20 protein-coding genes are annotated in these 23527 nt (G+C 68.3%); 10 read left to right on the plus strand and 10 right to left on the minus strand.

Going from position 1 to position 23527, the window contains the following annotated elements:
• The first annotated feature begins 14 nt into the window (after positions 1-14).
• Positions 15-278 (plus strand): hypothetical protein, encoded by a 264-nt coding sequence (locus tag AC1DNF_RS16455; protein ID WP_478149675.1) that lies wholly within the window; start codon positions 15-17, stop codon positions 276-278.
• Positions 279-575: 297 nt separating this feature from the next.
• Positions 576-6077, plus strand: a complete 5502-nt coding sequence (locus AC1DNF_RS16460; RefSeq protein WP_478149676.1) for a hybrid non-ribosomal peptide synthetase/type I polyketide synthase — start codon at positions 576-578, stop codon at positions 6075-6077.
• A gap of 22 nt (positions 6078-6099) precedes the next feature.
• Here AC1DNF_RS16460 and AC1DNF_RS16465 read toward each other — a convergent pair whose 3' ends face one another.
• The 6 genes from AC1DNF_RS16465 to AC1DNF_RS16490 all read right to left on the minus strand — a co-directional run bounded on the left by AC1DNF_RS16465 (position 6100) and on the right by AC1DNF_RS16490 (position 10949).
• The gene (locus AC1DNF_RS16465; RefSeq protein ID WP_478149677.1) at positions 6100-6354 is read right to left on the minus strand and encodes a DUF3297 family protein; all 255 of its coding nucleotides are present in this window, start codon (positions 6352-6354) and stop codon (positions 6100-6102) included.
• Between the two features lie 14 nt (positions 6355-6368).
• Complete coding sequence (locus AC1DNF_RS16470; protein WP_478149678.1) at positions 6369-8606, minus strand: NADP-dependent isocitrate dehydrogenase; 2238 nt, start codon at positions 8604-8606, stop codon at positions 6369-6371.
• A gap of 212 nt (positions 8607-8818) precedes the next feature.
• Positions 8819-9124, minus strand: a complete 306-nt coding sequence (locus tag AC1DNF_RS16475) for a high-potential iron-sulfur protein (RefSeq protein WP_478149679.1) — start codon at positions 9122-9124, stop codon at positions 8819-8821.
• 98 nt (positions 9125-9222) lie between these two features.
• Positions 9223-9795, minus strand: coding sequence for a methyltransferase family protein (locus AC1DNF_RS16480; RefSeq protein WP_478149680.1), 573 nt, complete (start codon positions 9793-9795; stop codon positions 9223-9225).
• Between the two features lie 102 nt (positions 9796-9897).
• Entirely contained in the window at positions 9898-10071 is a 174-nt protein-coding gene (locus AC1DNF_RS16485) for a DUF3563 family protein (protein ID WP_478149681.1), read from the minus strand.
• A gap of 125 nt (positions 10072-10196) precedes the next feature.
• The gene (locus tag AC1DNF_RS16490) at positions 10197-10949 is read right to left on the minus strand and encodes an IclR family transcriptional regulator (protein WP_478149682.1); all 753 of its coding nucleotides are present in this window, start codon (positions 10947-10949) and stop codon (positions 10197-10199) included.
• A gap of 225 nt (positions 10950-11174) precedes the next feature.
• Here AC1DNF_RS16490 and AC1DNF_RS16495 point away from each other — a divergent pair, with 225 nt between their 5' ends.
• From AC1DNF_RS16495 to AC1DNF_RS16515, 5 genes are all read left to right on the plus strand, one after another.
• On the plus strand, positions 11175-12530 hold the full coding sequence (locus AC1DNF_RS16495) for an MFS transporter (RefSeq protein WP_478149683.1): 1356 nt from the start codon (positions 11175-11177) through the stop codon (positions 12528-12530).
• 35 nt (positions 12531-12565) lie between these two features.
• Complete coding sequence (locus tag AC1DNF_RS16500) at positions 12566-13381, plus strand: VOC family protein (protein ID WP_478149684.1); 816 nt, start codon at positions 12566-12568, stop codon at positions 13379-13381.
• A gap of 29 nt (positions 13382-13410) precedes the next feature.
• Positions 13411-15024 (plus strand): bifunctional 3-(3-hydroxy-phenyl)propionate/3-hydroxycinnamic acid hydroxylase, encoded by a 1614-nt coding sequence (locus AC1DNF_RS16505; RefSeq protein ID WP_478149685.1) that lies wholly within the window; start codon positions 13411-13413, stop codon positions 15022-15024.
• Positions 15025-15040: 16 nt separating this feature from the next.
• Positions 15041-15892, plus strand: coding sequence for a fumarylacetoacetate hydrolase family protein (locus AC1DNF_RS16510; protein ID WP_478149686.1), 852 nt, complete (start codon positions 15041-15043; stop codon positions 15890-15892).
• A gap of 71 nt (positions 15893-15963) precedes the next feature.
• On the plus strand, positions 15964-16695 hold the full coding sequence (locus AC1DNF_RS16515; RefSeq protein ID WP_478149687.1) for a Crp/Fnr family transcriptional regulator: 732 nt from the start codon (positions 15964-15966) through the stop codon (positions 16693-16695).
• On the opposite strand, the gene AC1DNF_RS16520 is transcribed toward AC1DNF_RS16515, so the two are convergent.
• Entirely contained in the window at positions 16629-17051 is a 423-nt protein-coding gene (locus AC1DNF_RS16520; RefSeq protein WP_478149688.1) for a hypothetical protein, read from the minus strand. The genes AC1DNF_RS16515 and AC1DNF_RS16520 overlap by 67 nt on opposite strands.
• A 180-nt stretch (positions 17052-17231) precedes the next feature.
• Here AC1DNF_RS16520 and AC1DNF_RS16525 point away from each other — a divergent pair, with 180 nt between their 5' ends.
• Entirely contained in the window at positions 17232-17516 is a 285-nt protein-coding gene (locus tag AC1DNF_RS16525; protein ID WP_478149689.1) for a hypothetical protein, read from the plus strand.
• Positions 17517-17605: 89 nt separating this feature from the next.
• On the plus strand, positions 17606-19792 hold the full coding sequence (locus AC1DNF_RS16530) for a copper-transporting P-type ATPase (RefSeq protein ID WP_478149690.1): 2187 nt from the start codon (positions 17606-17608) through the stop codon (positions 19790-19792).
• Here AC1DNF_RS16530 and AC1DNF_RS16535 read toward each other — a convergent pair.
• Positions 19761-21158 (minus strand): serine hydrolase domain-containing protein, encoded by a 1398-nt coding sequence (locus AC1DNF_RS16535; RefSeq protein WP_478149691.1) that lies wholly within the window; start codon positions 21156-21158, stop codon positions 19761-19763. The genes AC1DNF_RS16530 and AC1DNF_RS16535 overlap by 32 nt on opposite strands.
• A 68-nt stretch (positions 21159-21226) precedes the next feature.
• On the opposite strand from AC1DNF_RS16535, the gene AC1DNF_RS16540 reads away from it, so the two are divergent.
• Complete coding sequence (locus AC1DNF_RS16540) at positions 21227-21694, plus strand: SET domain-containing protein (protein ID WP_478149692.1); 468 nt, start codon at positions 21227-21229, stop codon at positions 21692-21694.
• Between the two features lie 18 nt (positions 21695-21712).
• Here the strand turns inward: AC1DNF_RS16540 and AC1DNF_RS16545 are convergent, their stop codons facing one another.
• Together AC1DNF_RS16545 and AC1DNF_RS16550 are read right to left on the minus strand one after the other, a co-directional pair.
• The gene (locus AC1DNF_RS16545) at positions 21713-22837 is read right to left on the minus strand and encodes an ATP-binding protein (RefSeq protein ID WP_478149693.1); all 1125 of its coding nucleotides are present in this window, start codon (positions 22835-22837) and stop codon (positions 21713-21715) included.
• A gap of 66 nt (positions 22838-22903) precedes the next feature.
• Positions 22904-23527, minus strand: a 624-nt coding sequence (locus AC1DNF_RS16550; RefSeq protein ID WP_478149694.1) for a dihydrodipicolinate synthase family protein, incomplete at its 5' end; no start/stop codon positions are given.

Raw genomic sequence — 23527 nt, forward strand, 5'->3', positions numbered from 1 at the left:
AGGAAGGAGCCGTGATGACAGATTCTGTCCGAATCATCCCGATCGACCCCACCGGGGCATCGACCGCGGCCGAGATCGAGCAGGCCCGAACGGAGATCGTGAAGGCGTTCCGGGATCAGATACGCGGCCTTGGGCCGGGCCCCAGTGACCTCATGCTGAAGCGCTTCGCGCGAGCGGTCGGCAAGCAATGCCGCGAGGCGAAAGCGCGGCGCGCCGCATTTCCGATCCATCCAGCGCCGGCCTTCGGCGCGGGGCAGCGGCGCGACCTCGGCTGCTAGAGGGGTTGATCGAAGGGGGCTCGGGTCGGGCGCGAAGGGCGGCTGGCCCGCACGTGACGGCGCAAATGCGTGGCAGGAAGCCTCAATATTCCGGAATATGTTGACTTAAGTTATAAATTTCACGCTCGATGGCGGCAGCGCCAGTGAGAATCCCCCTCGTGCTGACTAGAACCCCATTGCTTCAGGTTTCATCGTGTCCACACATTCCACCCTGCCCGAAGCCGCGCCGGCGGCGCTGGCTGGGGCGGCCGAGGTCACGAGCGCAGCCTCGAGCATCCGTCCACTGAAAGAACCGGCGTGCAACAACCAAACGATTTTGTCTCGGCTTCCCGGAGCGAAGCCTTCTGGAGGGAGCGGCTCAAGGATGTCGTGCCCGCGCTGCAACTGCAATCCGGGAGGCCGCGCGGCTCGCAGGGCGGTGCCGCGGTGTCGGAGATCGCGCTCTTCCTGCCGCAGGGCGCCGCGGCGGCCTTGCGCTCTGCGGCCGAACAGCCCGGCACGTCCGCGATAGCCTGGCTGCTCGCGGGCTGGGCGCTGGTCCTGGCGCGCTTGAGCGGACAGGCGGATCTGGTGATCGGCATCGCGGACACCACCGGCTCCGGCCCGGCCGTCGTTCCGCTGTGCTTGCATGTGGATGACACGGCGCCTGTCGGGGAGCTTGCCGCCGCGATTGCGGCCGAGGCCGCGGCAGTGGCGCCTCATCGGGCCTTCGATCCCGCCTCGTGGGCGCCGACATCGAACGGGTCCGGGCAGCGGCTGCGCCAGATCCTGTTCACCGCCGAAGGCATGTCCTTCTGGCCGGGCTCTCCGGGCCGGCAGCCGCAACCGTCCACACCTGAGCAGGACCCGGCGGCCGAGCTCCACCTGATCGTGCCGGCCGAGTTCTCGCAGCCCTGCCGGCTGCTGTACGCCAATGCCCGCCATGACGCCGCCACCGCGCAGCGGATCGCTGCGCATTTCGCGACCGCGATGGCGGCTCTGCTGGACGATCCGCTGCAGCCCGCGGGCACCGTTGCGCTGATGACGGCCGCGCAACGCGACGAGGTCGTGAGCGGGTTCAACCAGACCGCGGCCGAGGTACCGCGCGATGTGCTGATGCACCAGCCCTTCGAGGCACGCGCGGCGGCGCGACCCGACGCGCCGGCGCTGTTCGCCGGGGCGCAGACTGTCAGCTACGGTGAACTCAATGCGCGCGCCAACCAGCTCGCGCATGCGCTGATTGCGCTCAGCGTGCGGCCGAACGCGCGCGTGGCCATCTGCCTCGAGCGCGGTGTGGACATGGTGGTCGCGCTGCTGGGCGTGCTCAAGGCCGGCGCCACCTACGTTCCGCTGGACCCGGGCTACCCGGCGGAGCGGCTGGCCTACATGATCGGGGATTGCGCACCGGCCGCCTTGCTCACCGATCTGGCGCTGCGCCCCCATCTGCCGCGCGTCGACGTCCCGGTGCTCGCGCTGGACGAGGCCGCGCTTCTGGCTCGACACCCCACGCACAACCCCGACGCGGCCGCGCTGGGGCTGCATGCCGGCCTCGGCGCCTATTTGATCTACACCTCGGGTTCGACCGGCCAGCCGAAGGGCGCATCGGTATTCCATCGCGGCCTGATGAATCTGCTGCACTGGTATTCGAGCGACTACGGCTTCAGCGCGCAGGACCGCGTGCTCGTCGTGAGCTCCTTCAGTTTCGACCTCACGCAGAAGAACCTGTTCGTGGCGCTCTTCGCCGGTGGCGAGCTGCATCTGGCCGACCAGCAGTTCGACCCCGCGGCCATTGTCCGGACCATCGAGCAGCGGGGCATCACGACGCTGAACCTGACACCGAGCGCCTTCTACGCCATCCTCGACGCCCAGACGCCCGGCGCCTTCCGGAGCCTGCGCCGCGTCTTTCTCGGCGGCGAACCCATCAGCGTGCCGCGCCTGTCGGCGCTCGGCGCCGCCTATCCGCTGCTGGAGATCATCAACAGCTACGGCCCGACGGAGTGCACCGACGTGGTCGCGGCCTACCGCCTGCCGCGCGACGGCGCGACCTACGCCGACGCGACGCCGCCGATCGGCCGACCGATCTGCAACACCCAGCTCTATGTGCTCGACGCACGCCTGCAGCCGCTGCCCATCGGCGCGGTGGGCGAGATCTACGTCGGCGGCGCCGGGGTGGGCGGCGGGTATCTGAACCAGCCGGAAATGACCGCCGAGCGCTTCATACCCGACACCATCGGCCCGGCCGCGAAGCCGGGCGACCTCCTGTACAAGACCGGCGACCAGGGCCGCTGGCGCGCCGACGGCAATCTCGACTACCTGGGACGCAACGACTTCCAGGTCAAGATCCGGGGCTTCCGCATCGAACTCGGCGAGATCGAATCCGCGCTGGTCGGCTGTGCCGGCGTCAGGGAGGCGATCGTCATCGCCCGCGAAGACACGCCCGGCGACAAGCGGCTCGTCGCCTACGTGATGCCGGCGGAAGGCGCGATGCTCGATGCGAATGCGCTGCGCAGCAGTCTGGGCGGACAGCTGGCCGACTACATGGTGCCCAGTGCCTTCGTGGTGATGCCCACCTTCCCGCTCACGCCGAGCGGCAAGGTCGACCGCAAGGCGCTTCCGCGGCCAGAGCGCAAGCGCCCCGATCTCTCGGTGCCCTACCAGTCCCCGGTGGGCGATTTCGAGACCGCCGTCTGCACCGCGTTCGCCGAAATACTGGAGATCGACCGGACGGGCCGCGAAGACAATTTCTTCGACCTCGGCGGTACTTCTCTGCAGGCCGTGCGCGTCCTCACGCTGCTGGCCAGCCGTACGGGCCGCACGCTGAGCGCGCCGACCATCTTCGCGCATGCCACACCGGCGGAACTCGCCCGGGTCGCCGAAGGCGGCTCGCCAAGCGCGCCGGCTCTGCCATCCGCCGCGCGCGGCAGTGCTGAGCGGGCCGCGCTGCACAGCGAACCGATCGCCATCATCGGCATGAGCGGCAGGTTTCCAGGCGCGCAGTCGGTCGAGGCGCTCTGGCAGAACCTGCTCGCAGGCCAGGACGGCATCACGAAATTCACGGTGGACACGCTCGACCCGAGCGTTCCGGAGTCTTCCCACCGGGACCCGACCTACGTGCTGGCCCGCGGCGTGATCGACAAGGTCGAATGGTTCGACAACAGCTTCTTCGGCATCTCGGCGCGCGAAGCCGAGATCATGGACCCGCAGCACCGGCTGTTTCTCGAGCTTGCCTGGGAATGCCTCGAACGCGCCGGCTACGCACCCGATCGCACGCCTGTTCCCGTGGGCGTCTTCGGCGGCGTCTACGGGCCTTCCTACCTGCAGCGCCACGTGATGGCCAATCCCAAGGCGGTGGAGCGGGCCGGCGACCTGCAGGTGCTGCTGTCCAACGACAAGGACTATGCGGCACTGCGCGTGGCCCACAAGCTCAACCTCAGGGGCCCGGCCGTGGCGATCCACAGCTCCTGCTCGACCTCCCTGGTGGCGATCGCCCAGGCGGTCGACAGCCTGCGCCTGGGGCGCTGCGACATGGCGCTTGCCGGCGGCGTGTCGGTGACCTCGCCCTCGGCGACCGGCTATTTCCACAATGAAGGCTCGATGCTGTCGAGCGACGGCCACACCCGAAGCTTCGACGCGGACGCGACCGGCACGATCTTCAACGACGGTGCCGCCTTCGTCCTGCTCAAGCCCTTGTCGGCGGCGCTGGCCGACGGCGACCAGGTGTACGCGGTGGTGCGCAGCGTGGCGACCAACAACGACGGCGCCGGCAAGGCCAGCTTCACGGCGCCCAGCGTCGAGGGCCAGGCGGCGGTGGTGGCGATGGCGCATCGCGAAGCCGGCGTGGATGCGCGAAGCTTCTCCTACATCGAGGCGCATGGCACGGCGACGCCGCTGGGCGACCCGGTGGAAGTCGAGGCGCTCACGCGGGCCTTCCGCTATTCGACGGACGACAGCGGGTTCTGCCGCATCGGATCGCTCAAGAGCAACATCGGCCACATGGTGACGGCCGCCGGGGCCGGCAGCATGATCAAGACCGCGCTCGCGCTGCACCACGAGCAACTGCCCCCGACCATCCACTACAAGACGCCCAACCCGCATATCGATTTCGCAAGCAGCCCCTTCGTGGTCAACGCCAGCCTGACGGCATGGCCGCGCAACGACACGCCCCGGCGTGCGGGCGTGAGCAACTTCGGCGTCGGCGGCACCAATGCGCACGCGGTGCTCGAAGAGGCGCCGCTGCGCGCTCCCTCGACGCCGGCGACGGGCGTGCAGTTGCTGCAGCTGTCCGCCCGCTCGGCGTCGGCACTGGAGGCCATGGCCAATGCGCTGGCCGACCACCTGGACCAGCACCCGGATCTCAACCTGGCGGATGTTGCCCATACCTTGCAGTACGGCCGAAGCAGCTTCGCGCATCGCCTGGGCGTGGTCGGCGCGAGCGCGAGCGAATGCAGTTCCGCGCTGCGCACGCCGAACGCGGCGGCGCGCATCTCGCGCAGCCTCGGCGCGGCGGTTCCTCCGTGGATCTGGCTCTTCTCGGGCCAAGGGGCGCAGTACGCCGGCATGGGGCGAGGTCTCTACGCCACCGATGCCGCATTCCGTGAAGCCTTCGACGAGTGCATGGCGGCAATGGACGGCGAGCTTGCGTTCGACCTGCGGGCCCGGATGTTCGAAGGAGCGCCCGATTCGCTGCTGGCCACGGGTACGACGCAGCCGGCCATCTTCTGCCTCGAGTACGCCATCGTGCGCGCATGGCTGGCGCGCGGCGCGCGGCCGGCGGCCCTCGTCGGCCACAGCGTCGGTGAATTCGCGGCGGCGGTGCTGGCAGGCGTGATGCCGCTCGCGGACGCGGCGCGGCTCGTCGCGCGCCGTGGGGCGCTGATGGAGGCGCTGCCGTCCGGGAGCATGCTCTCCGTTCGGATGCCGGCCGATCGGCTGCTCGCGATGCTGCCGGCGTCGCTCTCGTTGGCGGCGGACAACGGGCCGTCGGCCTGCGTCGTGGCCGGACCCACGGACCAGGTCCAGGCGTTCCAGGCATGCCTGGAAAGCGAGGGCTTGGCCTCACGGCTCCTGCAGACATCGCATGCGTTCCACTCCAGCATGATGGAGCCGGCGGTCGCTCGCTTCGAGGCCGAAGTGCGTACCGTGCCGCTGTCGGCGCCATCCATCCCCATCGCCTCGACGCTCACCGGGACCTGGATGACCACCGCCGACGCGACCGACCCGAACTACTGGGCCCGGCATCTGCGCGCTCCGGTGCGCTTTTCGCCGGCGATGCGCACGGTCCTCGCGCGTCATCCCGAGGCGGCCATGCTGGAAATCGGTCCGCGCGACACTCTCGCCACGCTGGCGCGCCAGCATTCAAGCGCCGGCGCACCGTTGGTCGCCGTGGGCAGTCTCGGAGACAGGCCCGAGACCGAGGCCAGGCAGTTCCTTGTTGCCCAAGCTCAGATGTGGGCCTCCGGCGCCTCCCTCGCCGCGACCAATGCGTCGCCGCCGGAGGATCGTCGTCGGGTGCTGCTTCCGAGCTACCCCTTCGAGCGCAAGCGCTTCTGGCTCGAAGCCGCGCCAGCGCCCACCACCCGGGCGATCGAGGCAATCCAGGCGCCCCCGCTTCTGGCGCCGGTCCAGTCTGAAAGGGTTGCGCTTGCGGCTTCCGCGCCAGCGATCCCGCTTGCAGCGCTGCCATCGGCGGCGCCCGTCGAATCGATGATGGTGCAGGAATTGATCCAGGCGCAGATGCAGCTGATGGCGCAGCACCTGGCATTGCTGAGCGAAGCCACCGCGGCAGCCGAGAGCGGCGCCGCGGTGTCCTCCGCCGGCTAGCAGGCCGGCGCGGGTCGGCCATCTATCGGTAGAAGACCTCGATCCGGCCCTTCAGCTTGATCAGCAGGGGCTTGCCCTTGCGATCGAGGGCCCGTCCCGCGGGCACCTTGATCCAGCCCTCGCTGATGCAATATTCCTCCACGTCGACGCGATCCTTGCCGTTGAATCGGATGCCGATGTCGCGTTCGAAGACGGCGGCCACATGGTGCGGGCTGCGCGGGTCGATCGACAGATGGTCGGGCAGCGGCGGAACTTGATCAGCTTCGGTCGTTGGCATGGGTTCCGGCCCCTTCACCCCAGCATCGGCGCGAGCGCCGCGTTGAACGTCGCGCTGGGCCGCATCACGGCCTCGCACTTCCGAGCGTCGGCCAGGTAGTAGCCGCCGATGTCCGCCGGCTTGCCTTGCACGGCCGAGAACTCGTCGACGATCTTCTGCTCGCTGGCGGTGAGCGCGGCGGCCAGCGGCGCGAACCGGGCTTGCAGGGCCTTGTCCTCCGTCTGGGCGGCGAGTTCCTGTGCCCAGTACATGGCCAGGTAGAACTGGCTGCCACGGTTGTCGAGCTGGCCGGTCTTGGGAGAAGGGTTCTTGTTGTTGTCCAGCAGCTTGCCGGTGGCCGTGTCCAGCGTCTTGGCCAGGATCTTGGCTTGCTGGTTGCCGGTCTTCAGCCCCAGGTCTTCCAGCGACACGGCCAGGGCCAGGAATTCGCCCAGCGAATCCCAGCGCAGGTGGTTTTCCTCGACCAGTTGCTTGACGTGCTTCGGCGCGGAGCCGCCGGCGCCCGTCTCGTACATGCCGCCACCGGCCATCAGCGGCACGATGGAGAGCATCTTGGCGCTGGTGCCCAGCTCCATGATGGGGAACAGGTCGGTCAGGTAGTCGCGCAGGATGTTGCCGGTCACGGAGATGGTGTCCAGCCCGCGCACGACGCGCTCGAGCGTGTAGCGCATGGCGCGCACCTGCGACATGATCTGGATGTCCAGGCCGGTGGTGTCGTGGTCCTTCAGGTAGGTCTGCACCTTCTTGATCAGCTCGGCTTCGTGCGGGCGGTAGGGGTCCAGCCAGAACAGGGCGGGCATGCCCGAGTTGCGGGCGCGGGTGACGGCCAGCTTGACCCAGTCGCGGATCGGCGCGTCCTTCACCTGGCACATGCGCCAGATGTCGCCTTCCTCGACGTGCTGCACCAGCAGCACTTCGCCGGTGGCGATGTCGACGATGCGCGCGTCCCCGGCTTCCGGGATCTCGAAGGTCTTGTCGTGCGAGCCGTATTCCTCGGCCTGCTGGGCCATCAGGCCGACGTTGGGCACGGTGCCCATGGTGACGGGGTCGAAGTTGCCGTTGGTCTTGCAGAAGTTGATCATCTCCTGGTAGATGCGGGCGAAGGTGCTCTCGGGGATGACGGCCTTGGTGTCCTTCGGCTTGCCATCCGCGCCCCACATCTTGCCGCCGATGCGGATCATGGCGGGCATGGAGGCGTCCACGATCACGTCGTTGGGCGCGTGGAGGTTCGAGATGCCCTTGGCCGAGTCGACCATGGCCAGTTCGGGCCGGTGCTCATGGCATGCATGCAGGTCGCGGATGATCTCGTCGCGCTTGCTGCTGGGCAGGCTCTCCAGCTTGTCGTAGAGGTTGACCAGGCCGTTGTTGACGTTCACGCCGAGCTCGTCGAACAGCTTGCCGTGCTTGGCGAAGGCTTCCTTGTAGAAGATGCGAACGGCGTGCCCGAAGACGATGGGGTGCGAGACCTTCATCATCGTGGCCTTCACGTGCAGCGAGAACATCACGCCGGTGCTGCGGGCGTCTTCCATCTGCTCTTCATAGAAGTCGCACAGGGCCTTCTTGCTCATGAACATGCTGTCGATGATCTCGCCCTCGAGCAGCGAGACCTTGGGCTTGAGCACGATGGTCTTGCCGCTCTTGGTGAGCAGTTCCATCTTGACGTCGCGGGCGCGGTCCAGGGTCATGGACTTCTCGCCATGGTAGAAGTCGCCATGCTTCATGTGCGCCACGTGGGTGCGCGAGGCCATGCTCCACTTGCCCATGCTGTGGGGGTTCTTGCGGGCGTAGTTCTTCACGGCATTGGGCGCGCGGCGGTCGGAATTGCCTTCGCGCAGGACCGGGTTCACGGCGCTGCCCAGGCACTTCGAATAGCGGGCGCGAATCGCCTTGTCTTCGTCGGTCTTCGGGTCTTCCGGGAAGTCGGGGATCTTGTAGCCGCGCGCCTGAAGTTCCTTGATGGCGCTGACCAATTGGTGCACCGAGGCGCTGATGTTGGGCAGCTTGATGATGTTGGTGTCCGGCTCCAGCGTCAGCCGCCCCAGTTCGGCCAGGTTGTCGGGCACCCTTTGCGCTTCGCTCAGGTATTCGGGAAACTGCCCCAGGATCCGGGCCGCCACGGAAATGTCGCTGGTGGTGACCTTGATGCCGGCCGGCGCGGTGAAGGCCCGCACGATCGGCAGGAACGCGCAAGTCGCCAGCAGTGGGGCCTCGTCGGTTAGCGTGTAGATGATGGTGGGTTGCGTCGTGCTCATGCGCTGGCTTCCGTGATGCTGAGTGGTTTGTCGGGGGGAACTTCCGGCCTGTTCTGTTCACCGGAGCGTCGATTGTCGCCGGGCACGCGGGGGAGGCGCCCGTGCCGGTCTCGATGGCCTCATCACGTGCTTCTTCAAGGCAGCCGCGGCGCACGCAGGCCGGGCGCCGGCGGGCACCCTCGCCCGCCAGGGCCTTGGGGCGGCGAGAGACTCTAGGCCTTCTTGGCCCAGGCGCTGCACCACCCGTGGGCGTTCACCTGCTTGCCGGCGAACAGCGGGCAGTTGCCCCAGGCATCCGTCGGCTTGGACTGCCAGAGGGCGCAGTTGGAACACTGCTGAGAAGCCTCGTGTTTCGGGTACTTCTTCGCGTCTGCCTTGGCCGTGTCCGACACATAGCCCAAGGCGACCGCCTGCGGGTCCTTCTCGTCGAGCTGGGCCTGCGCCGAGGCTTCGGTGATGGACAGCGCGGCGCCGCTGGTGGCGAGCGCGAACAGGAAGATGCGTCGATTGGGTGTCATGGTGGTTCTCAAAGCCGAGGCCCTCCATACTGCGCCAATTGCGTTCTCGGGGGAAGGCCGGCCGACGCCGCTGCGGCCTGCGCCGAGGCTTCGGCGATTCAGAGGACGAAGGGGATGAGGGCGGCGACGCGCTGGCTGTAAGCCTGATAGCGGTCGCCGAATTGCTCGCGCATCCAGCGTTCCTCCATTCGCAGCTTGCGCCAGAAGGCCCAGAGAACCAGCGCAACGGCAACGACGCCCCGCCATTCGCCGCGCGCCACGCCAGAGCCGACGAACGCCAGCAGCAGGCCCGTGTAGATGGGATGGCGCACGATGCCGTAAGGGCCGCTGGTGATGAGTTCGTGGCCCTGCTTGAGGGTCACGATGCCGCTCCAGTTCCTGCCCAGATGGACGCGCGCCGCCACGCTGAACAGCAAGCCGATGAGCGTGAGCGCCGCGCCCGTCCAGAAGGCCCATTCGGCGGGAGGAAAGATGCGGTCACCGAGAACCGCGATCGGCAGCTTCGGGAGCCATAGCAGGGCGAAGGCCAGGGCGAGAGGGATCATGTGCAGCAGCCGCGAGCGAAGGGACTCGTGGCGCGCCGTCGCCTTGACGTCGCGAGACATGGCCCACCAGTACGCCGCCCAGGCGAGCCACATGAGGGGGAACAGGTAGCGATAAGCAAGAAGCATGCGGAATGCGCTCAATAGCCAGGAAGGAGCGCATTGTGGCGCAGGGCGCCGACGCCCCGCGGGGCGTTGCTACCGACGTCCGCTTGTCGGCAGCGAAGCGACTCAGGCCGAGTGCCGAAGGTGGAACGGTTGCTGGGTGTCCCGCTTGTCGATCTGCCTCATCCGACGCTCGAGGTCGTAGATGTCGACAGCCCCGGCAAGGTAGGCCTCTTCGGCTTCCTGTCGGGTCGGAAAATGGCGTTGAAGTACGGAAAGCGCGCGATGGATCAGGTTCATGACAGTTCGCGGTTGGCGAGAATGCCCGCCGCGTGGGAGGAAGAATAAGGGTTTTCCCTAGTTTTCGCCATCCGTCCGCGCTTCGACCGCGCGCCGCGCAGGGGTATGAGGCGCGCAGCCCGTGGTCAGGGCCTCTCACGCGCCGCCTCGAGCCGCCCCTGCACCCGCAGGGCGGCTCGCCGCAGCTGGTCGGCGATGCGTTGCGGGGCCACCTCCGGCGCGTTGCGTGACAGCACGACGCTCATGCTGCCGAGCAGGTGCTTGCCTTGATGGATGGGCGTTGCCCAGCCCAGTGCCTCGGCGTCGACCGCGCCCTCGGAACGCACCACGCCCTGCGCCCGCAAGACCGCCAGATGCGCCCACAAGTCCTCGGGCTTCGACGGCAGCCCGGCCTTCTTCAGCGCCGCGGCATCGTGGGTGGCCAGTTCGCGGATCGTCTCGCGGTCGAGGTGGGCCAGGATGGCGGTCGACGTGGCGCCGCGATAGAGCGGCATGGCGCGCCCGCGCTCGTAGCTGACGGATTTCGGTCCGTGCCGCCCGGGCACCTGGTCGACGCAGACGACCTTCCGCCCGTGCGAGCGCGCCAGGATCGTCGTGCCGCCGGTGCGCTCGGAAAGCGTGCGCAGAATGTCCGAGGCGCTGGCGATCAGCGGGTCGTGCACGCGGATCTGGCGGTCCAGTTCGACGATCGTCGGCCCGAGCACGTACCGGCCGGTCGCGGCGTTCTCGATGAGTCCGGCCTGCTGCAACTCCGAGACGTAGCGGTAGGCGGTGGCGCTCGACACCCCCAGCAGGCGAGCGATATCCGCGGCGCGCACGTGTTGCCGCTCTTCCGAGAAGAGACGCAGCACCTGCAGCACATTGACTGTCTTCGTCATCGCGCCCGCCATCGGTTGAGATCCGCCGATGATCGACCGCGATCCGCCTCGCGTAAAGGATTCTCGAAACCTGAGAGAAAGCGCGCAGCCGCGATCGGCCCGCGCATCAACGGGTTAACACCTATCCGGGGCGCCGGATTCTCAGGAAATGAGAGTCCTCGTTGCCCACGCCCCGCGGCTTGACGATCCTCGGTCTCCCACAACGGCTCACGCCAGGAGACACCCATGGAACAGTCCGCAGGCCCGATCAACGTGGCCAGGTTCATCGACGATCGACCCCTCTCGGGCCTGCAGTGGCGCATCCTCCTGCTGAGTTTCCTGATCGTCCTGCTCGATGGCTGGGACACGGCCGCGGTCGGCTTCGTCGCGCCTTCGATCATGGGCGAATGGGGGTTGCCGAAGGCCATGTTCGGCCCCGTGCTCAGCGCGGCGATGTTCGGCCTGGCCGGCGGTGCTCTGCTCGGCGGCCCGATGTCCGACCGCATCGGGCGCAAGACCGTGCTGGTGGGTTCCGTGATCGCCTTCGGCGGCTTCGGCCTGCTGTGCGGCTACGCCCACGACGCGCTCGAACTGACGGCGCTGCGCTTCCTTACCGGGTTGGGCCTCGGCGCCGCGATGCCCAACGCCACGACGCTGGTGTCCGAGTACGTGCCCGCGCGTTCCAAGGCATTCCTGCTGACCCTGATGTTCACCGGCTTCACGCTCGGCTCGGGGCTGGGCGGCTTCGCCGCGGCATGGCTGATTCCGCATCTCGGCTGGCGCTCGGTGCTGCTGGCGGGTGGCGTGCTGCCGCTGCTGCTCGTGCCGCTCCTGATCGCGGTGCTGCCTGAATCGGTGCGCTTCCTGGTGCTGCGCGGCGGGCAGGGCGCGGGCATAGCCCGAATCCTGTCGCGCATCGGCGGGACCCGCGTTCCCGCGAACGCAAGCTTCGAGCTGATCGAGCCCGCCGTGCAGGCGCGGCATTCGGCGCGCAGCCTGTTCTCGGGCGGCTTCGCCGTGCTCACTTCGCGCCTGTGGCTGAGCTACTTCATGGGCCTGCTGATCATCTATCTCCTGACCGGCTGGCTGCCCACGCTGATGCGCGACGCCGGCTTCTCGATCGAGCGGGCCGCCTTCATCACCGGCATCTTCCAGATCGGCGGCTCGGTCGGCTCCGTCGGCATCGGCTATGTCATGGACCGGGTCGACCGCCGGCGAGTCGTCGGTGCCTCGTATGCCATCGGCGCTGTCTGCGTGCTGCTGCTCGGATTCCTCGCCATCTCTCCCGGGCTCTTCTCGGTCGTGCTGCTGCTGTGCGGCATCTTCCTGAGCGGCGCGCAGACCGGCATGAACGCATTGGCGCCCATGAGCTACCCGACAGCGATGCGCGCCACCGGGGCGAGCTGGATGCTGGGCATCGGCCGCTGCGGCGGCATCACGGGTTCGCTCATCGGTGGCCCCTTGCTGGCCATGGGCCTTTCCAGCGGCAACCTGTTCAGCCTGCTGGCCGTCCCGGCCGCGGTCGCCGCCGCCGGCATGCTGGTTCGCCGATCCGGCTTCGTGCCCGGGGAAGACGCGGGCGCCGTCACCGCGCTGCACTGATGCAACACCTCATCCACGACTCAAGGGAACACATCATGGAAATCGGAGCCTCGCTCGCGCGACTCGAACTCTTTGCGAGCCAGCCGAGGGCACTGTCCTCGTTCTATGCGTCCACCTTCGGCCTCGCGCCGCAGACGCTCGGCGAAAGCATCACGTGCTCGGCGCCCGGCCGTGCGCTGGTGCTCATCCCGGGGGAGGGCGGACAGCTGCGCCGCGCCTGCTTCCGCTTCGCGCAGCGGGCAAGCTTCCACGCGCACCGCGAGCTGCTGATCGCGCGCGGCTTGGTACTGCTCGAAGACCTGCCGGGCGGCTTCACCGTGTGCGACCCCGAAGGCAGGCAGATCAGCTTCCTGGCGCCGACCGACAGCGTCCGCGCGGCGCCCGCTGCCGCCCTGGAGGCCCGCCTGCAGCATTTCGGCGTGCGCTCGCCCACGCCTTCCGCGCTCGCGGACTACTACGTCGGCACCCTCGGCTTCGTGCTCTCGGACCGCGTGCTCGATGAGAACGGCGAACTCACGGCCGCCTTTCTGCGCACCGATGCCGAACACCATTCGATGGCGATCTTCAGGGCGCCGGCGATCCGCTTCGATCACTTCTCGTGCGAGGCGCCGGGCTGGAATCAGCTGCGCGAATGGGCCGACCACATGGCCGAGGCCGGCATCGATCTGGCCTGGGGCATCGGCCGACACGGGCCGGGCAACGACAGCTTCCTGATGGTGAAGGATCCCGAGGGCAACCTGGCCGAGATCTCCTGCGATCTCGAAGTCTGCGCCTCCGACCGGCCCACCGGCGTGTGGCCGCACCGGCCCCAGACCCTCAACAGATGGGGTGTTGCGCTGATGCGCAGCTGAGCCCCATTCCAAGGAGACAGGACAAGGACATGAACCAGATGCAAGCATTCGACGTCATCATCGTCGGCGCGGGCCCGGTCGGCCTGACGCTGGCCAACCTTCTCGGGGTGCATGGCGTGCGTACCCTCGTGCTCGAGCGCAACCCCCGGCTCGAAGGCGAGCCGCGGGCGGTCACGCTCGACGACGAGAGCCTGCGCACGTTGCAAGGCGCCGGCCTCGTCGACGAGGTGTTGAAGGACGTGGTCCAGGGCTACGGCGTTCAATATTTCGACTGGCGGGGCCGGCCGCTCGCCGCCATCCAGCCGACGCGGCAGGAATACGGCTATGCCAAGCGCAATGCGTTCCGCCAGCCGCTGCTCGTGCGCACGCTGCATGAAGGGCTGGCGCGCTTCGCGCACGTCGAGCTCCGCTTCGGGCATGCGCTCGCATCCTTCGAACAGGACGCCTGCGAGGTGCGCTGCACGGTGCAGACCGCCGACGGGGACACCCGCCTCGTCGCGGCGCGCTGGGTGGTCGCCTGCGACGGCGGGCGCAGCGCCGTCCGCGAACGGTGCGGCATCACGCTCGACGGCGATACCTTTCCGCAACGATGGCTCATCGTCGACCTCGCCGAGCGCACGCTGCCGCTGCGGCATACACGGACCTATTGCGACCCGCGCCGCCCGGCGATTCGCCTGCCCGGGCCGCAGGCTTCGCTGCGCTACGAATTCATGYTGCGGCCGGGCGACCGCGACGAGGACGTGCTCGACGAGAAGGTCTTTCGCGCCTGGATCGGGCACCGCGTGCCCGAGGACGCGGGGCTGCGGCTGGTGCGCAAGGCTATCTACGGCTTCCATGCGCGGGTGGCGACGCGCTGGAAGGAGGGCCGCGTGCTGCTCGCCGGCGACGCCGCCCACCTGACCCCGCCCTTCGCCGGGCAGGGCCTCAACAGCGGCATTCGTGATGCCGCCAACCTGGCCTGGAAGCTCGCGGCCGTCACGCGATGGGGGGCCGCCGAGGACCTGCTCGACACCTACGAGCAGGAACGCCGCCCGCACGCGGCCGCGCTGATCCGCATGGCGCTGCGCATCGGCGCCTTCATGCAACCCAAGTCGATCCTGGGCGCGGCGATCACGCAGACGGCCCTGCGCATGGCTTGCCTGCTTCCGGCTTGCCGCGACTACATCCTGCAACTGCGCTTCAAGCCCAAGCCGCTCTTGCAGGCGGGCTGCTTCAGGCCCTCGGCCGCGCAGCCGCGTTCGGCCATGCTGCCGCAACCGCTGATGCAGCATCGCGAGGGAGGGCTGGTGCGGCTCGATGAGCTGCTCGGCCACGGCTTCGCTGTCATCGGCTTCGACTCGCCGGCCTTCCGCGCCGGCGCCCAACGGCTGCTGCCGCCCGGGATGCCGGGCCGCGTCCTGGCGCTGGTGCGCCGCGACGACGACTTTGTCGGCGGCGAGGCGAATGCCATCCCGCAGGCCCGGGACGTCAGCGGCGAGCTCGGCGCGGTGCTGGAGCGCTGCGGCGCCGTGGCCATCGTCGCGCGGCCCGACCGCTACGGATGGCACCTCGTCAACGAGAGGGAGCTCGGCGATGCGACGCCGGCGAACACGCCCGTCGAGATCGCGTCCCGAACTTTCGTCCCCCTCATTCCAGAGCATTGAACCTCAAGGCAAGACCATGAAACTCCTCAGCTTCCACATCGACGGCCGTTCTTCGTACGGTCTTCTGCGCGGTGATGAAATCATCGATCTCGGCAAGCGCTTCGGCGACCGGGCGCCGACCCTCAAGGCCTTGATCGCCACCGGCCGGATGCAAGCCCTCGCCGGCGAGCATGCGCACGCGCCGGCAGACCATCGCCTGTCCGAGCTTGTCCTGCTGCCGGTCATTCCGCAGCCGGGAACGATCGCCTGCGTCGGGCACAACTACGAAGAGCACCGGGTCGAGACCCGGCGCGACCCGACCGAGCACCCGTCCATCTTCTTTCGGCATCCGGAGTCCTTGCAGGGCTGCGGCGTGGCGCTGGTCCGGCCGCTCGAATCCACGCAGCTGGACTATGAAGGCGAACTGGCCCTCGTCATCGGCAAGCCCGGACGGCGCATCGCGCCAGCCGATGCCTGGGCTCACGTGGCGGGGGTCTCGTGCTTCAACGACGGGAGCGTGCGCGACTACCAGCATCACACCCGCCAGTTCGGGCCCGGCAAGAATTTCGCGCAGACGGCCGGATTCGGCCCGTACCTCGTGACGCCCGACGAACTGCCCGACGACCGCATCGTCGAGCTGTGGACTCGCGTCAACGAGGTCGTGGTTCAACATGCGAGAACCGACCAGATGATCTTTCCGGTGCCGACCCTGCTGGCCTACGTGTCGGCCTTCATGACGCTGCAGCCGGGCGACGTGATCGTGACCGGGACGCCTGGCGGCGTCGGCGTCAAGCGCAACCCGCCGCTGTGGCTCAAGCCCGGCGACAGGGTCGAGGTCGAGATCTCGCGCGTCGGTATCCTGCGCAACGGCGTGGTGCAGGAGGTCTGACCCGGAGCGCCCGGCGGCCGTTCGTGTGGCATCCTCGACGCAGGCGCCTTCGCCCGGAAAGAGGAGTCCGTATGTCGACGCTTGCACTGTTGGACGCCGCGCTCACCGGCCTCCGGATGGAGGTGGCGACGCCGTCCGGCATCATCGCCCTGTGCTCCGCGGCGGTCGCGGCGGCCCTCGTGGTGGTCAGCTCCTTCGTCAAGACCATGATTCCCCTGCGCTACCTCGCCGTGGGCGGCAACCTGGGCTTCCTGCTCTATGGCGCGCTTCATCCGCAGCCGATCATGGTCTTGTTGCATGGGGCGCTGCTGCCGATCAACATCTACCGCGCCGCGGAGATGGTGCGCCTCACTCGCCAGGTCAGCGCGGCCGCGGCGGCGAGCGATCTGTCGGGTGTCTGGCTCAAGCCGTACATGCTCAGCGATCGGATGAAGGCTGGCGCCGTGCTGTTCCGCAAGGGCGATATCGCCGAGCATCTTTACTTCCTTGCCGCCGGCCGCATCGAGCTCGTCGAGATCGGCGAGACCATGGAGGCCGGGCGTCTGTTCGGCGAGATCGCCTTCTTCGCCCCGGACAAGCGTCGCTCCCTGACCGCGCGCTGCGCGACGGATTGCACCGTGCTGCACATCGACGAGACGACCTTCAAGCAGCTCTACTTCCAGAATCCCGCCTTCGGTTTCCAGGTCGTGACATTGCTTGCGGGACGCCTGCTGGCCGACCTGCAACGGATGGAGCATCAGCTCGCCGTGAGGACGTCGGCCCCGGCGGTGCGAGCCACCCCGTCGTCGCAGGGCGCCGGATAAGGAGCGGCCGAGCCGTCCCTCACCCTGTCGCGCGCGGATGCGCGTTGGCTTCCGTGCAGGGCGAACTGCCGGGTCCACAGGGCAAACTCCCAGGCGAGCAGCTGATCGGGATCCAGTTCGTCGGTGAAACCCGACCGCTGGTTGGCGGCGATGACCGCCAGGTCCTCACGGGTGAAAGACTGTGCGCCCTGGGCCTGCTGGGCCAGCGCGATGTGCAGGCAGAACTGCCATTCGGGTGGCACCAGCGGGTCCTTGCGGAGCATGCCCGCGGCCAGCTTGGCCGCCCGGGGGCTGAGTTGAAGCACCTTGCTGTAGCAGTCGATCCATTCCATGTGTGCTGGCCTTTGCAAATTCATGCCCGCCGATGCTTCGATGGGCAAGTGCAATGTGCCGCGCATGCGCCGAGCGAGGGTTCAGCCGTCGGCCAAAGCGCGAGCCGGTGCTGTCCTACGCGGGCTCGACGCGCCCGCCTCGCGTACCGCGCCCCGACGCCGGGAGAATCGTCCCATCAAGATCAAACCGTGAAGGAAGTTCTCATGCGCAATCAAGTCGCCGCCGTCGTGCTCCTCGCTCTCTGCCTGGCAGGTGGAGCGGCGAATGCCAAGGGCTGTCTCACCGGCGCCGCGGTCGGGGGTGTGGCCGGCCACGTCGCGGGCAGGCATGGTGTGCTGGGGGCCGCGGCGGGCTGTGCCGTGGGCCGCCACGAGGCCAACAAGAAGGAGAAGGCCCAGGCTGCCCAGAACGCACAGAACGCACAGAACGCACAGAACGCACAGGCCGCGCCCCCCGCGAGTCCGCACGCCAACGCTGCCACGAAGTAGCGCGGCCGCCGGCGGCCTGGGCATCGATGCCGCTTGATATCGGTCAAGCCGCGATGCGCGGGGGAGGGCCATCATGCCTCGATTCCAGGATGACCCAGGCCTTGTCAACGCACCATCGACAGTCGGCGACAGCCACGGGCAAGCCGGGTGAATACACCTGTCCGATGCACCCGCAGATCCGGCGGATGGGTCCGGGAAGCTGCCCCATCTGCGGCATGAGCCTCGAGCCGGTTCTCGTGGCCGCCGCGTCAGGCGAGAGCCCCGAACTGGTCCGCATGACGCAGCGCTTCTGGATCGGCCTGGCGCTGACCCTCCCCGTCTTCGCTCTCGAGATGGGAGGGCACCTGTTCGATCTCCACCACCTTGTCGGCCAGCAGACTTCGAACGCGATCCAGTTCGCGTTCGGCACGCCCGTCGTGCTCTGGGCCGGCTGGCCGTTCTTCGTGCGAGGCGTGACCTCCCTGAGGAATCGAAGCCTCAACATGTTCACGCTCATCGCGCTGGGCACCGGCGCGGCCTGGATCTACAGCATCGCCGGGACCTTCGTGCCCCAGCTCTTCCCCACGGCGCTTCGCTCCGGGGATGGCGCGGTGCCCGTCTACTTCGAAGCCGCTGCCGTCATCACCGTGCTGGTGCTGCTCGGCCAGGTCCTGGAGCTGCGGGCCCGGGAGAAGACTTCGGGCGCCATCAAGGCGCTGCTGAATCTGGCGCCGAAGACCGCCTTGAGGGTCAGGGCGGGCGGTTCCGACGAGACGGCGCAGATCGACAGCATCGAGGTGGGCGACCTGCTGCGCGTGCGCCCCGGGGAGAAGGTTCCCGTGGATGGCGAACTGCGCGAGGGCAGGGGCACGGTCGACGAGTCGATGGTCACCGGCGAGCCCATGCCCGTGGCCAAGACGGTGGGCTCCAGGCTCACCGCCGGCACGCTCAACCAGACCGGCGGCTTCGTGATGCGCGCCGAGAAGGTCGGTGCGGACACACTGCTCTCGCAGATCGTGCACATGGTGGCCGCGGCCCAGCGCAGCCGCGCGCCGATTCAACGAATGGCGGACCGGGTGGCGGGATGGTTCGTCCCGGTCGTCATCGGCGTGGCCGCCCTGAGCTTCGTGGCCTGGATGCTGTGGGGGCCGAGCCCGGCTTCCTCGTACGCGCTGGTCGCGGCCGTGGCGGTGCTCATCATCGCGTGCCCTTGCGCGCTGGGCCTGGCCACGCCGATGTCCGTCATGGTCGGGGTCGGCCGCGGCGCGCAGTCCGGTGTGCTCATCCGCGACGCCGAAGCCCTGGAGCGCATGGAGAAGATCGACACGCTCGTCGTCGACAAGACGGGCACCCTGACCGAGGGACGGCCGAAGGTCACGCACGTCGAGCCGGCCGGCGGATTCGACGCGCAGCATGTGCTGCGGAAGCTCGCCAGCGTGGAGCGGGCGAGCGAACATCCGCTGGCGGCGGCCATCGTCGCGGCCGCGCAGGACAGCGGGCTCAGCCTGTCGGCGGTCACGGATTTCGATTCGCCCGTGGGCAAGGGCGCCGTGGGCATCGTGGAAGGCGAGCGGGTCGTCTGCGGCAGCAGCCAGTTCCTCGCCGAGGACGGCATCGACGTCGCATCGCTGGATGCGGCCGCGGATGTCCATCGCGTCAGGGCCGCCACGGTCATCTTCGTGGGTCTGGGCGGGCGCCTCGCCGGCTTCGTCGCCATCGCGGACCCGATCAAGGCCACCACGCCGGCGGCCTTGCGGGCCCTCAAGTCCGCCGGCGTGCGCATCGTCATGCTCACGGGCGACGGCAAGACCACGGCGCAGGCCGTGGGGCGCGAGCTGGGCATCGACGAGGTGGTCGCGGATGTGCTGCCCGAGGACAAGGCCAAGGTCGTGCAGCGCCTGAAGAGCGAAGGCCGCGTGGTCGCCATGGCCGGAGACGGCGTCAACGACTCGCCCGCGCTGGCCGCCGCCGAGGTCGGGATCGCCATGGGAACCGGCACCGACGTGGCCATGGAGAGCGCCGGCATCACCTTGCTCAAGGGCGACCTGATGGGCATCGTGCGCGCACGCAATCTCTCGCGCGCCACCATGCGCAACATCCGCCAGAACCTCTTCCTTTCCTTCGCCTACAACGTGGCCGGCATCCCGCTCGCGGCCGGCGTGCTCTATCCCTTCTTCGGGCTGCTGCTCTCGCCGGTTGTCGCCGCGGCGGCGATGGCGCTGTCTTCCGTCAGCGTCATTGCCAACGCGCTGCGCCTGCGAACGGTCAAGGTCGAGTCTGGCGGTAGCGCTGGGTGACCTCGGCCAGCATGGCCTCCTTGGGCAGCAGCTTGGTGCCTCCGACCCACAGCTCGGTCGGCTTGCCCTTGCGATCACGCACCATGCGCACGCCTTGACCCGGACTGTTGTAGCCGGAGGTCTTCTGCACGACCCCGCTGTTCCTGTCCGAGATCGAGAACTCCGTGCAGGCGTCGTCGAAAGGCACGGCCATCGCCGGCGCGATCTGGCAGACCACCTTGCCCATGGGAACCAGATCGCTGGCACCCCAGATGCTCCACCAGCGGCCGTTCCATGCGGCCTGCCTCTTGCCCGGCGCGCCATGGTGGCGAAACGCCGACAGGATGCTCAGGATTCCATCGACCCACTGGTAGGACGCGCCATCCTGTGCGTTGCACAGCACGGTGATCGTGAACCCCGACGCCGTGAAGCGCGCCGTCCGCGAGACGAAGCCCTGCAGGCTCCCGGTGTGGCCATGCCGTTCCCTGGGTCCGGGCCCGTTCATCATGGTCCCGTAGCCGTAGTACGACTCCTGCGTGTTGCAGTTGTCGCGCCAGCGGCGATGCATCATCTCGCGGCGACTGGCCGCGGACAGGATGCTCTTCCCGCTGTCCGGCGCGAGCTGGGCGAAGAATCGCGCCACGTCCGAGGCCGTCGAGACGAATCCGCCTGCCGGCGCGATCGCGTGGCAGACGTTGTCGCCCGGCACGATGAGGCGCTTCTCGAAGGGGAATTCGGCACTGTGGCCCTTGGCCATGGGAGCCGTTGCGGGCAGCTGCGGCATGTCGGCCACCGTCTCGCGCAGGCCCGCGGCATCGATCACGTGGCGCGTGATCCAGGCTGGGTAGTCGGTGCCGCTGATCTCCTCGATCAGCAGTCCCAGCAAGCCGTAGCCGTGGTTGGAGTACTTGAGCTGAAGGCCGGGTGCGAGCGGCTGCTTCCTGGACAGGTCGGCCAGCAGCTCGGCCCGGGAAAGAAAGGGTCGCCGATCCAGGAACTGCCCGCTGTCCATGCCGTCACGGATGACGCCGGCACCATGGGAGAGAAGTTCGCCGATCCTGGCCTTCGCGAGGTCCTTGTGCAGGCCCGGCACGTAGCGGCCGATGGGGTCGTCGAGGCCGAGCTTTCCTTGTTCCCGCAACAGCATGACGCCACTGGCGGTGAAACTCTTGGAATGCGAAGCCACCCGAAAGCGATGCCTGGGCGTGAGCGGTTTGCCGGTTCCCAGGTCGGCAACCCCCAGGGCGAACTCGGCCAGCATGTCCTGGCCCTGCGCGATGGCCACCGAGCATCCGGGCTGCCGATGGCGCTCCAGCTGGAAGCCCAGCCAATCGGGCACGTAGTCGAGCGCGGCTTCGAGCCAGGCGGACATCGCTTTCTTCTTCATGGGTGTTGCCGCTTCGCCAAGAATGGGTGGGGAGTTTAGTGCAGGCCCTCGTGGGCGAGAATCGACGCATGCCCCATCCAGACCCCACGCTGCCCAGCCTCCCCGATGTCGAAGTCCGGGAGAGCCCGATCCACGGACGCGGCGCCTTCGCCAGGCGCGACCTGCCGGGCCAATGGGAACTCGGCGTGTACGCGGGCCGCCGCTATTCCCCCGAGGAGGCGACCGAGGTCGAATGGGACTCCGCGCTCACCTACCTGTTCGCGCTCTCCGACGGAACCCTGGTCGATGGCGGCAACGGCGGCAATGCCACGCGCCACCTGAACCACGCATGCGAGCCGAACTGCGAAGCGATCGAAGACTATGCGGCGGACGATTCGCTCGAGCTGAGGATCCACACGACAAGACCCGTGTCCGCCGGTGAAGAACTGTTCCTCGACTACGCACTGATCATCGACCCGAGCGAGGAACCCTCGCTCTACCCATGCAACTGCGGCGCCGCCTCCTGCAGAAGAACCATGGCGGCGGCCGAAGGCTAGGGCGCTCGCGCGGCCCCGTCAGCCGCGCGGCAGGTGCGCGGTGAAGGCCGTGCCCTCGTCGACCGAGGAGGTCACCGTGATGGTGCCGCCGTGGCCCGTGACGATCTCGCGGGCAATGAACAGGCCCAGGCCCAGGCTGGTGGCGGGGCGCCCGTGCGGCTCCGATTCCTTGGTTGGCACCTGCACCAGCGGGTTGAAGATCACCTGCATCGAATCGGGCGGAATCGGCTTTCCCTGGTTCTTGACGACCAGGTTCACCCGCGTGCCTTCGTCCTGGATCACCAGCACTACCGGAAAAGCCGGGTCCCCGTGCTGCACCGCGTTGCTCAACAGGTTCGTCAGCACCTGGCGCATGCGCGGCGCATCGAAACTCAAGGGCACGCCGTGGGGAATCTCGGCCAAGAGCGAGCGCAGCGGATAGGCGGCGCAGACCTCGTCGAAGGCCTCCTGGCACAGGGTGCTGAAATCGCCGGGTTCCCGCACCACCTCGATCCCGCGGCCCAGGCGGGTGCGGGTGTATTCGAGGAGGTCCGTGACCATGCCGTTGATGGAGGCAATGCTGCGCTTGGCGATCTGCAGCGTGCGCTCCTTCGACTTGGCCTCCCCCGTCATGCCCAGGAGCTGGACGCAGGAAGCGAGCGCGCTGAGTGGGTTTCGCAGGTCATGCCCGAGCACCGCCAGAAAGGTATCCCTGGAATTGGCGACGTGGTCCGAGTAGGTGACCATGGCTTCGGCCAGGCCCTGGTCGATGCCTTCGTTGAACCGGATCACCTCTTCCAGGGCCGCCGCGTCGACCACGCCGATGCTGCCCATCCACAGGCGAAGCACGGTGGCCCGCAATGCGCGGTACTCGGCGCCGAGTTGCGTGAGGTCGAAGCCCACGCGCTGGCGCAAGCCGCCGTGCTCGGCGGCGAAGGTCAGCTTGGCGCGCGGCTGCGCATGGCCCTTCGACTTGGCCTCGCGCTCCTTCTCGGACTGCGCCGTGTCCATTTCATCGGCAATGGCCAGCAGGATTTCCTGGGCATGATCCCGCAGCGCGGCGACCGACATGGTCTCCGCCGGCGGGATCATGGTGCGCGCGAAGGTCTCCCACTCGACCAGGATCGGCTCGATGTTGTTCTTGATGAATTGGCTCAGAAGCATTGGGCCAAGTATGCGCTTCTGTAGGACTTGGCCGACAGAGGGCCCGCAAGTCCACGCGGGCGGCGCTCACTTGCCCCAGCGCAGCGCCATCACGTCCAGGCGGCGGGCCGTCTCGATCAGGCCGGCCCGATTGGCCGGATGCAGCGCCGGAAAGGGATGGCGCGGCGCCTCGCAGGCGATGATGCCGCCTTCCTTCATCAGCGCCTTCGCGGCCAGCAGCCCGCACTGGCGGTTCTCGATGTTGATCAGCGGCAGCCAGCGCTCGTATCCCGCGATGGCCTGCGCGCGGCGCCCGGCCAGGTAGTCGTCGATGATCGGCCGCAGTCCGTCCGGGAAGCCGCCGCCCGTCATGGCGCCGGTCGCGCCCGCGTCCATGTCCGGCAGCAGGGTGATCGCCTCTTCGCCGTCCCACGGCCCTTCGACCGCGTCGCCGCCCAGGCGGATGAGTTCGCGCAGCTTGGACGCGGCCCCGGCCGTCTCGATCTTGAAATACGACACCTGTTCGATCTCGCGCGCCATGCGCGCGAGGAATGGCGCCGAAAGCACCGTGCCGCTGGCCGGCGCGTCCTGGATCATGATCGGAATGCCGATCGCGTCGGACAGCACGGCATAGAACGCGTGGATCTGTTCCTCGGGCACGCGGAAGGTCGCGCCGTGGTAGGGCGGCATGACCATCACCATCGCCGCGCC

Source organism: Variovorax sp. 01T432, assembly GCF_056398605.1.

Coding starts and splice junctions, on each gene's coding strand:
- AC1DNF_RS16455 (WP_478149675.1), top strand. CDS start 15: ATGACAGATTCTGTCCGAATCATCCCGATCGACCCCACCGGGGCATCG.
- AC1DNF_RS16465 (WP_478149677.1), bottom strand. CDS start 6,354: ATGCCAACGACCGAAGCTGATCAAGTTCCGCCGCTGCCCGACCATCTG.
- AC1DNF_RS16470 (WP_478149678.1), bottom strand. CDS start 8,606: ATGAGCACGACGCAACCCACCATCATCTACACGCTAACCGACGAGGCC.
- AC1DNF_RS16475 (WP_478149679.1), bottom strand. CDS start 9,124: ATGACACCCAATCGACGCATCTTCCTGTTCGCGCTCGCCACCAGCGGC.
- AC1DNF_RS16480 (WP_478149680.1), bottom strand. CDS start 9,795: ATGCTTCTTGCTTATCGCTACCTGTTCCCCCTCATGTGGCTCGCCTGG.
- AC1DNF_RS16485 (WP_478149681.1), bottom strand. CDS start 10,071: ATGAACCTGATCCATCGCGCGCTTTCCGTACTTCAACGCCATTTTCCG.
- AC1DNF_RS16490 (WP_478149682.1), bottom strand. CDS start 10,949: ATGACGAAGACAGTCAATGTGCTGCAGGTGCTGCGTCTCTTCTCGGAA.
- AC1DNF_RS16495 (WP_478149683.1), top strand. CDS start 11,175: ATGGAACAGTCCGCAGGCCCGATCAACGTGGCCAGGTTCATCGACGAT.
- AC1DNF_RS16500 (WP_478149684.1), top strand. CDS start 12,566: ATGGAAATCGGAGCCTCGCTCGCGCGACTCGAACTCTTTGCGAGCCAG.
- AC1DNF_RS16510 (WP_478149686.1), top strand. CDS start 15,041: ATGAAACTCCTCAGCTTCCACATCGACGGCCGTTCTTCGTACGGTCTT.
- AC1DNF_RS16515 (WP_478149687.1), top strand. CDS start 15,964: ATGTCGACGCTTGCACTGTTGGACGCCGCGCTCACCGGCCTCCGGATG.
- AC1DNF_RS16520 (WP_478149688.1), bottom strand. CDS start 17,051: ATGAATTTGCAAAGGCCAGCACACATGGAATGGATCGACTGCTACAGC.
- AC1DNF_RS16525 (WP_478149689.1), top strand. CDS start 17,232: ATGCGCAATCAAGTCGCCGCCGTCGTGCTCCTCGCTCTCTGCCTGGCA.
- AC1DNF_RS16530 (WP_478149690.1), top strand. CDS start 17,606: ATGACCCAGGCCTTGTCAACGCACCATCGACAGTCGGCGACAGCCACG.
- AC1DNF_RS16535 (WP_478149691.1), bottom strand. CDS start 21,158: ATGAAGAAGAAAGCGATGTCCGCCTGGCTCGAAGCCGCGCTCGACTAC.
- AC1DNF_RS16540 (WP_478149692.1), top strand. CDS start 21,227: ATGCCCCATCCAGACCCCACGCTGCCCAGCCTCCCCGATGTCGAAGTC.
- AC1DNF_RS16545 (WP_478149693.1), bottom strand. CDS start 22,837: ATGCTTCTGAGCCAATTCATCAAGAACAACATCGAGCCGATCCTGGTC.